The organism is Shewanella yunxiaonensis (assembly GCF_018223345.1).
GTDB lineage: Bacteria > Pseudomonadota > Gammaproteobacteria > Enterobacterales > Shewanellaceae > Shewanella > Shewanella yunxiaonensis.
Window position 1 is genome coordinate 2833673 of sequence record NZ_CP073587.1, and the last position, 13828, is coordinate 2847500.

Annotated in this window: 12 protein-coding genes, 2 tRNA genes and 2 rRNA genes (1 of these 16 only partly in view); 7 read left to right on the top strand and 9 right to left on the bottom strand. The window is 44.9% G+C overall.

Features of this window, described 5'->3' with window-relative positions:
* Positions 1 to 134: 134 nt before the first annotated feature.
* The gene (locus KDN34_RS13005; RefSeq protein WP_212594160.1) at positions 135 to 392 is read left to right on the top strand and encodes a hypothetical protein; all 258 of its coding nucleotides are present in this window, start codon (positions 135 to 137) and stop codon (positions 390 to 392) included.
* A gap of 136 nt (positions 393 to 528) precedes the next feature.
* Positions 529 to 1860: a HEPN domain-containing protein gene (locus tag KDN34_RS13010; protein ID WP_212594161.1), complete on the top strand. Its 1332-nt coding sequence runs from the start codon at positions 529 to 531 to the stop codon at positions 1858 to 1860.
* A gap of 106 nt (positions 1861 to 1966) precedes the next feature.
* Here the strand turns inward: KDN34_RS13010 and KDN34_RS13015 are convergent, their stop codons facing one another.
* The 4 genes from KDN34_RS13015 to KDN34_RS13030 all read right to left on the bottom strand — a co-directional run bounded on the left by KDN34_RS13015 (position 1967) and on the right by KDN34_RS13030 (position 4695).
* Positions 1967 to 2680 carry a replication protein P gene (locus KDN34_RS13015; RefSeq protein WP_228730341.1) on the bottom strand — a complete coding sequence of 238 codons (714 nt, stop codon included), beginning with the start codon at positions 2678 to 2680 and terminating at the stop codon, positions 1967 to 1969.
* Positions 2680 to 3516 carry a hypothetical protein gene (locus tag KDN34_RS13020; RefSeq protein ID WP_212594163.1) on the bottom strand — a complete coding sequence of 279 codons (837 nt, stop codon included), beginning with the start codon at positions 3514 to 3516 and terminating at the stop codon, positions 2680 to 2682. The genes KDN34_RS13015 and KDN34_RS13020 overlap by 1 nt, the downstream gene beginning before the upstream one ends.
* Positions 3513 to 3746, bottom strand: coding sequence for a hypothetical protein (locus KDN34_RS13025; RefSeq protein ID WP_212594164.1), 234 nt, complete (start codon positions 3744 to 3746; stop codon positions 3513 to 3515). The genes KDN34_RS13020 and KDN34_RS13025 overlap by 4 nt, the downstream gene beginning before the upstream one ends.
* Before the next feature lie 382 nt (positions 3747 to 4128).
* Positions 4129 to 4695: a hypothetical protein gene (locus KDN34_RS13030; protein WP_212594165.1), complete on the bottom strand. Its 567-nt coding sequence runs from the start codon at positions 4693 to 4695 to the stop codon at positions 4129 to 4131.
* A 336-nt stretch (positions 4696 to 5031) separates the two neighbouring features.
* Between KDN34_RS13030 and KDN34_RS13035 the strand changes: the two genes are divergently transcribed.
* From KDN34_RS13035 to KDN34_RS13045, 3 genes are all read left to right on the top strand, one after another.
* Complete coding sequence (locus KDN34_RS13035) at positions 5032 to 5700, top strand: hypothetical protein (RefSeq protein WP_228730342.1); 669 nt, start codon at positions 5032 to 5034, stop codon at positions 5698 to 5700.
* A 418-nt stretch (positions 5701 to 6118) separates the two neighbouring features.
* The gene (locus KDN34_RS13040; RefSeq protein ID WP_228730343.1) at positions 6119 to 8290 is read left to right on the top strand and encodes a hypothetical protein; all 2172 of its coding nucleotides are present in this window, start codon (positions 6119 to 6121) and stop codon (positions 8288 to 8290) included.
* A gap of 50 nt (positions 8291 to 8340) precedes the next feature.
* Positions 8341 to 8754 carry a hypothetical protein gene (locus KDN34_RS13045; RefSeq protein WP_212594166.1) on the top strand — a complete coding sequence of 138 codons (414 nt, stop codon included), beginning with the start codon at positions 8341 to 8343 and terminating at the stop codon, positions 8752 to 8754.
* A gap of 57 nt (positions 8755 to 8811) precedes the next feature.
* On the opposite strand, the gene KDN34_RS13050 is transcribed toward KDN34_RS13045, so the two are convergent.
* Positions 8812 to 8952, bottom strand: a complete 141-nt coding sequence (locus tag KDN34_RS13050; RefSeq protein ID WP_212594167.1) for a hypothetical protein — start codon at positions 8950 to 8952, stop codon at positions 8812 to 8814.
* A gap of 486 nt (positions 8953 to 9438) precedes the next feature.
* Here KDN34_RS13050 and KDN34_RS13055 point away from each other — a divergent pair, with 486 nt between their 5' ends.
* Both KDN34_RS13055 and KDN34_RS13060 read left to right on the top strand, forming a co-directional pair.
* Positions 9439 to 9666, top strand: coding sequence for a DUF4224 domain-containing protein (locus tag KDN34_RS13055; RefSeq protein WP_011625439.1), 228 nt, complete (start codon positions 9439 to 9441; stop codon positions 9664 to 9666).
* Positions 9659 to 10675, top strand: coding sequence for a tyrosine-type recombinase/integrase (locus tag KDN34_RS13060; RefSeq protein WP_212594168.1), 1017 nt, complete (start codon positions 9659 to 9661; stop codon positions 10673 to 10675). Before KDN34_RS13055 ends, KDN34_RS13060 begins: the two co-directional genes overlap by 8 nt.
* A 93-nt stretch (positions 10676 to 10768) precedes the next feature.
* Here KDN34_RS13060 and KDN34_RS13065 read toward each other — a convergent pair.
* From KDN34_RS13065 to KDN34_RS13080, 4 genes are all read right to left on the bottom strand, one after another.
* Positions 10769 to 10845, bottom strand: a tRNA-Trp gene (locus KDN34_RS13065).
* Positions 10846 to 11146: 301 nt separating this feature from the next.
* Positions 11147 to 11262, bottom strand: a 5S ribosomal RNA gene (rrf, locus tag KDN34_RS13070).
* 62 nt (positions 11263 to 11324) lie between these two features.
* Positions 11325 to 11400, bottom strand: a tRNA-Val gene (locus tag KDN34_RS13075).
* A 128-nt stretch (positions 11401 to 11528) separates the two neighbouring features.
* Positions 11529 to 13828: ribosomal RNA gene (locus KDN34_RS13080) — 23S ribosomal RNA — on the bottom strand (it continues 589 nt past the right edge of the window).

Sequence of the window (13828 nt, forward strand, 5' to 3'; positions counted from 1 at the left end):
CGGATTGGTTCAGTGGATTTGGGAAACAACGCCGTTATTGACCTACTTTTACTAATGGTTGATTATGAACCTAGTTTGGCATTTGATTTTAGATAGCCATTGTTAGTTTTATCTCACTGTAAAAGGAAACTAATATGATTAGTTACAATGAAGAAACTGTTTTTAAGATTACTTTTGAAGCTAATAGAGCCGGAGTTTGGGCAGATATCTTTAAAACTGAAATTAACTTCAATTACCTTCCTCGTGTAGGTGATATTATCAATATCGACTCTTGCTACATGAAAGTGTTAGTTGTCGAGTACGATTATAAGTCTCAGTTTAATCCTACTTTACGGGTAGAAGAGCTTGGACACTTTGAAGATTATTCTCAAAATATCCTCTCAAATTTATAAAACAAACTGCTTAAGAGGGATTCGCAGCGCGTGGAATTTTGTCATGCGTTAATTTTAGTGAGTAAGGTGGCATGCGGCAGCATCGGTATTACGTTACCCCCTAGCAGGGCGTTATATTTCAAGAGGAGTAAATCAGATGGAAGTTACGCTCCTTCCTTTTTTGGATATGGATTTCAAGTTTAAGCTTTGTGAATATCAGTTAGCTCCTTTGAAGCTATTAAAAGACAGTTTGAAAGATTCTACTTTTGAAGAGTTGTGCGAGTTAGAAAAAAAGAATAATTTGCTATTAAAAGAACTTCATGGCGTCGAAAAAGGAAACCTTGTTGTTCTAATTGCTCCCTCTGGAAACTCAAAGCTGTTTATTGATAGCCTTTTTTTTCATATGCATAAAGGGGGACATGAAAAATTATTATGCTCTCCAAATCGATTTTCTATCGAAGATTTTAAGTATGTAACATATGGAGTCCCTGAGTATAATCCAGGTCAATTGATAGAGAGACAAAAGTTTAAATTTAATATCCACAATAAAATCAGCGATAAGTTATTTCTACCTTCAGGTTATGAAAATGTAACTTTGGGGATGACTGAATATGGTTATGATTTTAGGCTTCAAACAGAACATTTTTCTGCCTTCGACATGTTCTTTAAAGCTTGTAAAGACGATTTAAAACTACAGAGAAGTGTTCATTTTTATAATAAGTCAATTGACAACTCTTTAAACGATGATGAGAGGATATTATTTTCTTGTTGTGCAATCGAAGTGATTTTGGATGTCGCTGAAGAAAAGCAAAAAAGGGAAACAATCAAAATACGGCTTGAAAAAATAATTGGTGAAATATCATTTAAGTTTCTAGACAGTAACGATGTATCTAAACGTCTAAAAAATGTTATTGACGTACTATATGACTTTAGGTCTGGGTATGTTCATAGTGGTAACGCAGTAACGCAAAAAGCAATATCAGAATGGGATTTTATAGAAGAAAGCCAGCTAGCAATGTTTTCTCTTTCTTTGACATCATTCTTGATATCTAAGGACTTTATAAGAAGAGAAAAATTCGAAGGTTTACTTTGTAGTTACTTTTTTAGTAAGGATCTGCTAAATGAAACGATCGATTATTTTCGAGTCTCAGTAGATGACATATCCCAGAAAGTACAACGTAATCGCTTCGATTTTAATATACTCAAAGCTAACTTAAGATTCTTAAATTTATGTGACTTACAGACTTTAATATGGGATGAAAATTTAGAATCTAAGTGGTTAAGGTCTATGGACTATATAATCGGGTGGCTTTATCCAACACTCAAACCTTTAGTTGAAGGTATAGATAAAAAATCGCCCGTACGGCATGACAAAATTTCGGATCTCCATGCCGAAATAGAAGGGATATTGAGTGATGAGGCTTTGTTAGTCTATTCGATCTATAGGAAGTTATATCAATACAATCAACGCAAATGGGCGCTTTATTGAAATATAATTAACGAATATTGTTTTAAGATACTTTTTCTAACCCGAAGCAAGCGTGTTAGTGTTATAACCCTAACTCTATTTTGTCCCATTTTCATTTAAGGACGGCTTACTGGCCGCCCTTCAACATCTTTTTCAACCGCTCGATGTGCTGCTGCGCTACCTTTGGATCGACCGAACGCGGTTCCCGTTTTTGGGGTAGGGCTTTCGGAATTTCGCCGCTGAGGTCCTCCCCCTCCAAGACTCGGCGAACAGTGATAGAGTACGCTCGCTGGAAAAGCGGCCAGGTTTTATCGCAAGGAAGATTGGCAAGCTCGAACTTTCCTGCCTCCCTCGCGGCGACGTATACAGCCGGATGCGTCCATTTGCAGTCAACCGATGCCGGATGCGAATTTCGCGACGCTTCCCGGAAGGCTGCTTCAGGTGTAGGCAAACCGAATTCCGCCGGATCTGGCTGGCACCACTTGATGAACTGACCAACACTCGGCCAAAACGGGGATTCTGATCGTCGAGCCTTCCTTAGTCCCCACTGGAGCTGTTGTTCAGAACTGATACCAGCTTCCAGCAAGCCCTTGGTCCATGTCCTCTTCGCCGCGTCAACGTCAGATTTGCTCGGGAATGTCGTCTTCCAAGCGGGGAAGCATGACTGGAGCTCGGCAAATAAGATATTGATGATCCTTGCCGTAGCTTGAAGTTGATCAGAATCTGGTTTGCTTTCCACTTCATGAAAATAAGACTGTGTAGGCCCTGCGTTTTTTGCCGAGCAAACGACACGCTTCTGTTGATCAAGCTCAATAACTTCTGCAATGGATTTTAGTGCCATCACCATCCTCCCTGTGCCCAGCTTGTGTCAGTTAGGTCTTCAACAAGCGAGCGAGTTTGTGAGCTTCGCTCGTTGTTGGGTGTCAGCCAATCAGCCTTAAATCCGGCCCACCCCCTCAATGCGCAGGTCTCGATCGCATCTCCCAGGTTGATTCCTGCTTTCTCTGCCTCCCGTTCTGTGAGTAGCACCGCGTCCTTTGTGAGAGTCGCGCGTTTTTTCTTGCGGATAGCTTGCCACTCGCGGGCATGGATTGGATCTACTCCCCGCGATACAAGGGCATCAACAAAATCAAAACGCGCTTTAGCGCGGGTATTATTAATATCTTTGATGTTCTCTGGATACTCTCTGGAATAGTTTGCTGAAACCTCGCATTCTTGTGTGCGGCAACCGTGCAAACTAGTTTGCGGATATTCGGCGTCCAGTTTACGACTTTTCGCAGTCTGGATTTTCTGACCGCAGTCAGCAAGAAACTGTATATACGCATCATGATTTACACGGTAATGAAGTCTTGCTGGCACCCCTGAACGTTTTTCTTCTAGAATTTGCATATCACACAGCTTACGGCGAATTTTCCGTAGTGCATCTCTCTGAATCCCGAGGCAGGCTTGCCAGCTCCCGAGCTCTGAGAAAATATTTTTAGGCTCTGGGTCTGGTTCTCCCTCGGCAGGTAGGTCAAACCATCCATTCGCTTCTGCCTTGAGGCTGCTTAGAAACGACGCTTGTTGTAAAAATGCAGCGGCTTCCAGTCCAAGAGCTTGAATTGATGCACGAGGTATTGCGATCCGTGGGCCATCAATTGCTCTGGCGAGGTCCGTTGAGTTTAAAGAACTGTTCATTTATCCCCTCCAGCAACGCAGACGGGACTCATAACAAAACGACGATTAATTTCAGCTTCTAATGCTGGACTTACAGCGGCTGGAAGCAATTTGGCAAAGTGAGCAATAGCCAAGCATATGTAGGCCTTGTGAGTTATTGAGCCACTTGTAGCCGCCACATCGAGCATCAATGAAAATGGTTCCGACGAAACAATCTTGCGGAAATAAGAAGGGTGAATTTGTACGTTCATAATAAACCTCAACAGATAAATAAGTTGAGGCACTGCGCTCGCGGCTTAAATTTCAGCGCTCAGCTCCACCCGTGCCAGTTTGATGGAGGTTGATGGCGAGACGCAAAAGCTCAGGCAGGCTATCAACCTGCAAGGCCGCTCAGGACTTAGCCCAAACTCGCATTGGAACTTTCACATGTGAAAGTTTTTGCTTACCAAATCAATTAATCTGCTGTTTGTTTATGGAGGCCAGCTACCTCACCAGTTTAAAAACTTACTATTAATATGGAGGTAAATATTTTGCTGGCGATTCGAATTATGTCCACTCCGAACAAACTTGCGATTAGTAAGCCAGCGATTACCATTTCAATTTTTGTGATTTGTGTGTACATAACAAATCTCCTCAAAACAACGGTTGTTGGTCACCAGATCTAGGGCGGGTAACAATATGCCCCAGGCGATGCTCACTTTTTGGATGCTCCCAATTATTTTTTCCACAAGCAGGGCAGTATTTACTGACAACTTTATCTCTCAAACCCGGCCCACTGAAAACCTCATTATCACAATGTACGCACTCAGAAAAAAAAGCCTCACCTGTACTGATTTCCTCACAAGCTTTGTAGAACCCTGAAATATCAAAGTCTTTTTTACTTTTTAGACATGCATATGCTTCAAGAACTGATTCTAAATGAGTTAATTTCTCACGTAATTCACAGTAACTTTGTATTGCAGATGAATAATTCACCCAATCCTCCTTTGACAGAATATCCTGCCCGTAACTCGCTCGGCGATGTTCCTTAATGGCTAAATCTTCCCTTATTTTTCTAATTTGCTTATAAGTAAATGAGGTCTCTTCCATAATAATGGAAGTAGAAAACCCTTTTTTCACAAGAAAATAGCCAAACGCCCATCGATTAAGGTGATGGTTACCTGGCAGGAACGGTAGTGGTTTGAATACATTGGAACGCATAAAGCCCCCTGTTCAAAGTTTAAAACAATGAACAAGCGAGACCCCATGCCTTACTTGGTGTCCTAATCACAAATTGTGAATAGGCTATTTGAATGGGCTGAGTTGAACTCAGCTAAAATAATATGCTGTTTAAAGGCCAGCTACCTTTATATAAATAATAGCAACACATAGGGAGTTGTCAACAACTCCAAGGCCATAATTATTCAAAAATTTCATTTAGTTAAATTTGTTTCGTCAGAACAAATCTTAATTACTGTAATTATCATAATTACGATAATACCGTAATTTTCGTAACCCTAATCTTTTTTCCATTTTGTCCAAATTGGGCAGTTTGGCGTGCCTAAATATCTGCCGCCCACCCGCAAAATTCTCCATGCGAAAACGCATTTTCTATTCAATCAAGTGGAGATACAAGCAATGCAAACATTTAAATACGCCACCCTCACTACCGTTATTTTCCTGTCGTCCGCTGCCGCTTATGCAGGTACAGGGACGGGAACTTCTCAAATTTCAGCAACCCCGCCAGCTTTGTCTGTAGTCGAAGTTCAGCCGTACACGATGACCTTGGAACGCCTGCCGGGAGCCGCCCCAACTGGCGGGTTCTCTTTAAAAAGTTGGGCGACTTATTTGGCACAAAATCCGGAAGACACTGTACAGCCCGGTTGCTTAAAAGTCGCTGGAGACATGAATAAATCGGTCGGAATTACCATCACCAACCTGTCAAACCCGACTGCGCCGGGTGGAGCAGCTTTAAGCTTCTCTGGAACACCAAAAATTAACCTAACTACTTCAACTGTTGACTGCACAGATGCGATCTCCAAAACGAGTACAGGCATCGGTATAAACGCGGCACCAGTTGCAGCAACTACTTCATCTTCTGGCGAGCTTTATATCGCCTGGTCGTATCGCCAACCCGCCACCGCCTCGTCAGGATTCATGCAACTCAGTGCGTGGGAAGAAGGGGTCTTCACAGGAACCGTCGATCTTCAAATCGACTACCAGTAATCACTCTTTAGGGACTGACCAAGTCAGTCCCTAGTCCTTTGGAGGTCCCTATGAAGCCCCTTATTAATTCAATCATGATGGCGACGCTAGCAGTTCTTCTATCAGCACCCGCGACTGCATTTCAACTTAAAGCCCATGACGTAGAGATCAGTCGTAAGTCAACGACTGAAATCCCAGTATCAAATACCCTAAATTCGCCAATAATAGTGAAAATCACCCCACCAGATGGGGTACAAGTATTTCCCCGACGCTTCCAACTGCTGCCTGGAGAGCGGCAAGTAGTAAAAGCTCGAGAGAGAGATGGGAAAGTCTTATCTCAAAACGCAAAGATGGCATTTTCCTATGCCGTACAAAGCGAAGAAAAACAAGGCGTTCACTCGAGAATCACGCTCAGACTCCCAGTTAGGGAGGTGTCCCGATGAAGAAAAAACTTTCACATGTGAAAGTTTTTGTCCCCACTGTCTTGGCCGCAGCTTTCACACTCACAGCTTCACCAACACGTGCGGATAACTACCTGATGAAGTTTGTCGTGAACGGACAAAACAAGGGGGAATACCTTGTTTCTCGTGAAGTAGATAGCGCCATTGCTGAACCAGGGCTATGGCATGCTGCTGGTGTAAACACAACAGCATCACTTCCCTTGGAAAGGTTAAACAATCTTGGTCATGCCAAAATTGTTTGGTCAGAACAAACCATCTACTTTTACCCACGCAAAAACGCAGCCAAAGCCAGAAAGGTCAAACCAGAGGTTACAATTGAGCCAAATGTATCCAATCTGGATGTAAAATCCTTTGACTACTTTCTCACCTATCAAAGCAAAGGTGATATTTCGGGTAGCATCACGGGAACAGGCCGCGTCGCAGATCTCGATGTTGATGTTAGAGCAGGGTTAGGAGGGCAAGAATCATATTTCTCCAGCCAGTGGCACGACGAGGAGAATAGCAATGTCAAAGACATTGAAGTCGGTCGTGTTCAGCGTTACGGGCTGGATGGTTTCTCACTCACGAATGAAAGTAGCCTTGCCACTGGATCATTTTCTAATGACCAAATTGAGCTTTATTGGCCTGTTGGAACACGGGTAGATGTATACCGTGACGGGACCTATTTACAATCCTTGGTTCTGGATAGAGAGCCGTTCTCTTACAAAATCGAACTGGATTACAGCAATAATCAATATAAATTTGACGCTGTATTGCCCGATGGCACAACGGACACCAAAACAGTAGAAAGAGCCATTTCGGGACGACTTGCACCCGTAGGAGGGCTCAACTATCAAGTGGCTCTAAGCAAGTCTCCAACCACGGATGAAAGCAAGTTAATTGGACGCTTGAGCTACGGGATGACCAGTGAATTGTCACTTTTCGCTGGTCAGGATGAGCAGGAAAGACAGTATTTTTCCGCTTTATATTCAAGTGATAACTTTTCATTTGAGCCTGCTTGGTATGGCAGTAGTGGATACGCTCTGAACAGCTCTTGGCAGAATGATAAGTTCTCTATTTTTGGACAATTTAGCGATTTGGATAACTATCAACTACGCTCTTTTAGCATTTCATCTCGCTCTCTGTTCCAACCAACTATTCAATACTCTTCCCGCACGCACGGCGGCTATGAAACTCAGGAAACGACGCTACGCACGTATCACAGCACGCGCATTGAGGCACTGAATACATCAATTTCTTTATCTCCATACTATTCGAATCGTTTAATCAATGGTGTCAGCTCCAATATCTTTGGAGGGCGGATGCTTGCTAGCATGGCAGAAGGTTGGCAGGTTTTGGCGTCTTATGAGCATGAAAATAAAGATCTTGATGGTATTGGAGATATAGAACGCTTCAGTGGAGAGGTATCAAAACGATTCAGCTTGGGGCGGATCACCTACCGCTACACGGCAAGCAATTTTGGTCATGGGTGGGAAGGTCAGCAACAAAGCTTGCGTGCAGATCTTTGGAACTGGAAATTTGCAACCGTGTCAGCTTCGTTCAATCATTCGTCTGGTGGGGGTAACAACATTACCTTATCAGTCAGTGGTAGCTTTGGCCGCACGGGATTCTCAAGAACTCCTCAACGAAATCAGGCTCAGTTGGAGCTATCAACCTGTGAAGATTTAAACCTTAACGGCATCTGTGAACCATCTGAGCCAGAAGTAGAAGGCATTAAAGCAACAGTCGCTGGGCGGGAAGTAGTAACACCAGCCATCATTGGTTCACTCACACCCTATCAAAGTTACACCATTCAGGTAGGTAGCAGCTTCAACTTGTCCCCTCGTTACAAAGCTGTTGAATCAACAAGATTGATTAGAGGCGGAGTAAATAGGTTGCGTTTACCGTTAACTGAAATTAGAGAAGTTGAAGGCCAGCTTGAGCGAGATGGAATTAGAGTTGCTCTTGTTGACACAGAAACGGGGAATGTTCTGGCAGAACAAACCACGGAATTTGGGGGATGGTATCTGTTTTATGCTCCATCTGGGCGCAAGGTCAAGGTTGTGAAAGAACCTGAGTTAAACCGGCTAAAAACTTTCACATGTGAAAGTTTTCTAGTACCAAAAGTGACCGATTTGTCCAAAATGGGCACTTTGGCGTGCCAACTATGACTAGGTTTTGAGTAAAAATAGCTCTGTGTTAAGCAACTTGGAGATTGGTCATGGCATATCATTTACATCTTGATTTTGAAAACAAAGAGTATTTTTTATCAGATGGCGCGTGGTCAACCAAAGAAACGATTCAGGGCCTTCTTCTGCCAATAGGTGCGTATCAACACGCCGATGAAAAAAGTGCGTGGAATGCCGTCGATGAACTTAAATCTTTGGTAGATGAGATTCTTGATAAGGTTGAGATTGAGTGGAACGACTGGATGACTCAAAAACCAACGTTCATCTACAAGGAAGATGTTAAGTTGTTGATAAGAAAACTTAAAGAGGAATTTTATGTTAACTCATATCTCTCTTACCTAGACAATAAAAAAATTAGTGAGGGACATAAACAAGTCGCCCGTGGTGAGTTTTTTTCCCAGGATATCCCCTGCATGAGAGATGAAGGTGGATTTGCCTTCGATTGAATCATGCTAAGGCAGAAAAACTTTCACATGTGAAAGTTTTTTGTGCCTACTCCATAGTCAGCCGCCTGATTTATCGCCAGCGGCTGACGCCTCAGCCTTCTCATCAATATCTTTTATAATTTCCTTTGCTTTTTCATGAGCTTGCTGAACAACCTCCAGTTTCTCATGCTCGATGATTTCATCTAACGATCTTGCCATGATGCCCTCCTTCTAAGTTCGAACTATTATAAACTATAGGTATTGAATAACGAGAGGGATGAGCGATGACGCCGTTAATATGGGGATTACTGGGATTGTTCGTTTTCTTCACAGTGGTGACTGTCGGAAGCTTGTATCTTTACAACAAGCGGGGCTTTGTTTCCTAATAGCGAAAACACACAGTTATGGGCTCTAAATCAGGATAATATTCTGCCTCGTGGAAAACAATCAACGACGGGACAAGGGCTATAGGCTCGTTTCTCCTGTTGTGATAAGCACTGCATAGCTGTTTATCCTTTTAGGAAACAAAGCCAACAAGCGGGATAAGCATTAACTCCAATTCTAATCACCATAAAAAAGGCTTTATGTGTCCGTATTGGGCAGTTTGAGAGTTCATAACTTGAAAAAATGAATGAGAAAATAGTCGCAAATATATCGGAGCCAAAGGATTAATAATTCTTTGCTCAAGCATTATGGATAACTAATATGGCGACCATTTTAAACGAAATGCTAACAGAGCAACAATTAATAGAGCTAACCGGCTATACGAAAGCAAGCGCCCAAATCAAGCAACTAAAGTTACAAGGAATACATTATCACTTACGTAGTGACGGTAAGCCTGTAGTGACATGGACGGCGGTAAACTACCCATTTACACATCGAGCGGTAGCAAATGACAATGTTCCTAATTTTGGAGCAATAAGCAATGGCTAAACGCAAACCAGAAGATGCATGGATGCCAAAAGGCGTATACCTGCACAAGGTGCGTGGCAAGGATACAAGTTACATCATGAAGAATGGCAAGCGCACAGTAACCCTGTGCGCGGCTTCATCTACCCGCGCCGAAGTTTGGACAGCATACGAAGCCGCTGTTGAACAATCACTTGCTAAGTATACGTTCAAGCGAATGGCTGATGAGTATCAGGCATCGGCAACGTTCAAAGAGTTAGCGCCCCGCACTCAGCGCGACCGCGAACGCGAGTTAACGATGTTCAGTAAAGTGTTTGGGGAGATGGAACCCGACACCATCAAGCCGCATCATATTCGCCGTTACATGGACATTCGTGGCAACACTAGCCGCACCCAAGCCAACCATGAGCTATCGGCCTGCAGTGTTGTGTTTGGGTGGGGCTATGAGCGTGGGCATTGCAAAGATAACCCAGCAAAAGGCGTGAAGAAGTTTAAAAGCAAATCACGTGATCGTTACATCACTGATCGTGAGTTCAGCGCACTGCTTGAATGCTGCGAACTGCGGTTAAGGTTGGCATGTGAGATCAGTTATCTGTGTGCTGCACGCCAAGCTGATGTGCTAACACTTAAATGGTCACAAGTGTTGGATGAAGGGATTTTTATTCAGCAGGGTAAAACAGGCAAGAAGCAGATCAAAGCATGGTCACCTCGCCTGCATGAACTCATGAATGAAGCAAAGGCATTGCGCGAAGGTGTGGCCAGCATTTTTGTGATCAACAAAACGGGTGGCGGCAAGTTAACCGCAGATGGATTGCGCAGCAGCTGGCGCCGTGCGATGGATAAACTCGCGGTAGAGCATCCAGACATTGAGCGCACGTTCACGTTTCACGACATTAAAGCCAAAGGTATATCAGACTTCGATGGCACCATTCACGACAAGCAGCAATTTAGCGGCCATAAAACCGTTGGACAGGTGAACGTATACGACCGAAGAACAGAAGTGGTACCGACAATCGGCAGTGTTAAGAAGTGAGTCATTATTCAAAAAACCGCTTAGACATTTCTAACAACTTTTCTAACACAAAGAAAAACGGCTCGCACATTACATGCAAGCCGTTGAAATATTTGGCAGGGGTGGCAAGACTCGAACTCGCAACCGTCGGTTTTGGAGACCGCTGTTCTACCAATTGGAACTACACCCCTACGGAACGACGGGCATTATGCTAAAACCCCGGTTAAAGGTAAAGGACTTTTTGTCACAACAAGCGCCGATTGCAGTTTTTTCAAACAGAGATTATCTATTTTACCCTTCTAACTAATGATCTTCAGCGAAACGTCTATTTATCTATGAATAGGTAAAAAACTGCACGCTTTTTATTAGCACTGAACCATGACGATAAGCCGCAATGATCATTTAAATCATGAGGTTGTCTTGAAAAATCTAGAATTATAACTGAAAAGCAAAAAGGCCACCGCTAAGGGTGGCCTTTCTGTTGTATTAGGCGTCTGGCAATGACCTACTCTCACATGGGGAGACCCCACACTACCATCGGCGCGATTGTGTTTCACTTCTGAGTTCGGAATGGGTTCAGGTGGGACCACAATGCTATTGTCACCAGACAAATTCTGTTGTTATTTCCGCATATCTGCAAAAACAACCAATCCGGAAAGCTGTCAAATAATGGTGGTCGCTACTGGGTTCGAACCAGTGACCCCCTGCTTGTAAGGCAGGTGCTCTCCCAGCTGAGCTAAGCGACCTTATCTGTTAGTAGTTCGTTCTCTACTTCAACCAAGCATGTATATTCATTCAAGGTTAACGACCTCCAGGGATGGAGGAAGTGCTAGAAAACATCTGGAATGTTTTCAGTAAAACCCATCTGGGTTGTATGGTTAAGCCTCTCGAGTCATTAGTACAGGTTAGCTAAACGCCTCACAACGCTTACACACCCTGCCTATCTACGTCCTGGTCTCGAACGGCTCTTCAGTGGACTCAAGGTCCAAGGGAAGACTCATCTTGGGGCTCGCTTCACGCTTAGATGCTTTCAGCGTTTATCAATTCCGAACATAGCTACCGGGCAATGCCATTGGCATGACAACCCGAACACCAGCGGTTCGTTCACTCCGGTCCTCTCGTACTAGGAGCAACCCCCCTCAATCTTCCAACGCCCACGGCAGATAGGGACCGAACTGTCTCACGACGTTCTGAACCCAGCTCGCGTACCACTTTAAATGGCGAACAGCCATACCCTTGGGACCGACTTCAGCCCCAGGATGTGATGAGCCGACATCGAGGTGCCAAACACCGCCGTCGATATGAACTCTTGGGCGGTATCAGCCTGTTATCCCCGGAGTACCTTTTATCCGTTGAGCGATGGCCCTTCCATTCAGAACCACCGGATCACTATGACCTGCTTTCGCACCTGCTCGACGTGTCTGTCTCGCAGTTAAGCTGGCTTGTGCCATTACACTAACCGTACGATGTCCGACCGTACTTAGCCAACCTTCGTGCTCCTCCGTTACTCTTTAGGAGGAGACCGCCCCAGTCAAACTACCCACCAGGCACTGTCCCTAATCCCGATAAGGGACCAAGGTTAGAACATCAACACTGCAAGGGTGGTATTTCAAGGTCGACTCCATCAGGACTAGCGTCCCAACTTCTTAGTCTCCCACCTATCCTACACATGCAGGGTCAATGTTCAGTGCCAAGCTATAGTAAAGGTTCACGGGGTCTTTCCGTCTAGCCGCGGGTATACGGCATCTTCACCGCAATTTCAACTTCACTGAGTCTCGGCTGGAGACAGCCTGGCCATCATTACGCCATTCGTGCAGGTCGGAACTTACCCGACAAGGAATTTCGCTACCTTAGGACCGTTATAGTTACGGCCGCCGTTTACCGGGGCTTCGATCATGAGCTTCTCCGAAGATGACCCAATCAATTAACCTTCCGGCACCGGGCAGGCGTCACACCGTATACTTCCTCTTGCGAGTTCGCACAGTGCTGTGTTTTTGATAAACAGTTGCAGCCAGCTGGTATCTGCGACTCCCGTCAGCTTAGAGAGCAAGTCTCATCACCAACAAGAGCGTACCTTCTCCCGAAGTTACGGTACCATTTTGCCTAGTTCCTTCAGCCGAGTTCTCTCAAGCGCCTTGGTATTCTCTACCCGACCACCTGTGTCGGTTTGGGGTACGATTCCTGCTAACCTGAAGCTTAGAAGATTTTCCTGGAAGCTTGGCATTAACCACTTCATCACCTTAGTGACTCGTCATCAGCCCTCAGTATTATGTGCCCGGATTTGCCTAAGCACACTACCTACAACCTTAAACGCGGACGACCGTCGCCGCGCTGGCCTAGCCTTCTCCGTCTCTCCATCGCAGTTAGCAGAAGTACGGGAATATTAACCCGTTTCCCATCGACTACGCCTTTCGGCCTCGCCTTAGGGGTCGACTCACCCTGCCCCGATTAACGTTGGACAGGAACCCTTGGTCTTTCGGCGTGGAGGTTTTTCACCCCCATTATCGTTACTCATGTCAGCATTCGCACTTCTGATACGTCCAGTGTGGGTTACCCCTTCACCTTCATCCGCTTACAGAACGCTCCTCTACCGCTCATACATAGTATGAACCCGTAGCTTCGGTGTATTGCTTAGCCCCGTTACATCTTCCGCGCAGGCCGACTCGACTAGTGAGCTATTACGCTTTCTTTAAATGATGGCTGCTTCTAAGCCAACATCCTAGCTGTCTAAGCCTTCCCACATCGTTTCCCACTTAGCAATAACTTTGGGACCTTAGCTGACGGTCTGGGTTGTTTCCCTTTTGACGACGGACGTTAGCACCCGCCGTCTGTCTCCCGAGTAGTACTCATTGGTATTCGGAGTTTGCAAAGAGTTGGTAAGTCGGGATGACCCCCTAGTCTTAACAGTGCTCTACCCCCAATGGTATTCGCTCGAGGCGCTACCTAAATAGCTTTCGAGGAGAACCAGATATCTCCCGGTTTGATTGGCCTTTCACCCCCAGCCACAGGTCATCACCGTCTTTTTCAACAGACGTGTGTTCGGTCCTCCAATTGATGTTACTCAATCTTCAACCTGCCCATGGCTAGATCACCGGGGTTCGGGTCTACACCTAGCAACTATTCGCGCAGTTAACACTCGGTTTCCCTACGGCTCCGCTATTCGCTTAACCTCGC

Bases quoted from the DNA above. Each gene is read 5' to 3' on its own strand.
- KDN34_RS13005 (WP_212594160.1), top strand. From the start codon at position 135: ATGATTAGTTACAATGAAGAAACTGTTTTTAAGATTACTTTTGAAGCT.
- KDN34_RS13010 (WP_212594161.1), top strand. From the start codon at position 529: ATGGAAGTTACGCTCCTTCCTTTTTTGGATATGGATTTCAAGTTTAAG.
- KDN34_RS13015 (WP_228730341.1), bottom strand. From the start codon at position 2,680: ATGGCACTAAAATCCATTGCAGAAGTTATTGAGCTTGATCAACAGAAG.
- KDN34_RS13020 (WP_212594163.1), bottom strand. From the start codon at position 3,516: ATGAACAGTTCTTTAAACTCAACGGACCTCGCCAGAGCAATTGATGGC.
- KDN34_RS13025 (WP_212594164.1), bottom strand. From the start codon at position 3,746: ATGAACGTACAAATTCACCCTTCTTATTTCCGCAAGATTGTTTCGTCG.
- KDN34_RS13030 (WP_212594165.1), bottom strand. From the start codon at position 4,695: ATGCGTTCCAATGTATTCAAACCACTACCGTTCCTGCCAGGTAACCAT.
- KDN34_RS13040 (WP_228730343.1), top strand. From the start codon at position 6,119: ATGAAGAAAAAACTTTCACATGTGAAAGTTTTTGTCCCCACTGTCTTG.
- KDN34_RS13045 (WP_212594166.1), top strand. From the start codon at position 8,341: ATGGCATATCATTTACATCTTGATTTTGAAAACAAAGAGTATTTTTTA.
- KDN34_RS13050 (WP_212594167.1), bottom strand. From the start codon at position 8,952: ATGGCAAGATCGTTAGATGAAATCATCGAGCATGAGAAACTGGAGGTT.
- KDN34_RS13055 (WP_011625439.1), top strand. From the start codon at position 9,439: ATGGCGACCATTTTAAACGAAATGCTAACAGAGCAACAATTAATAGAG.
- KDN34_RS13060 (WP_212594168.1), top strand. From the start codon at position 9,659: ATGGCTAAACGCAAACCAGAAGATGCATGGATGCCAAAAGGCGTATAC.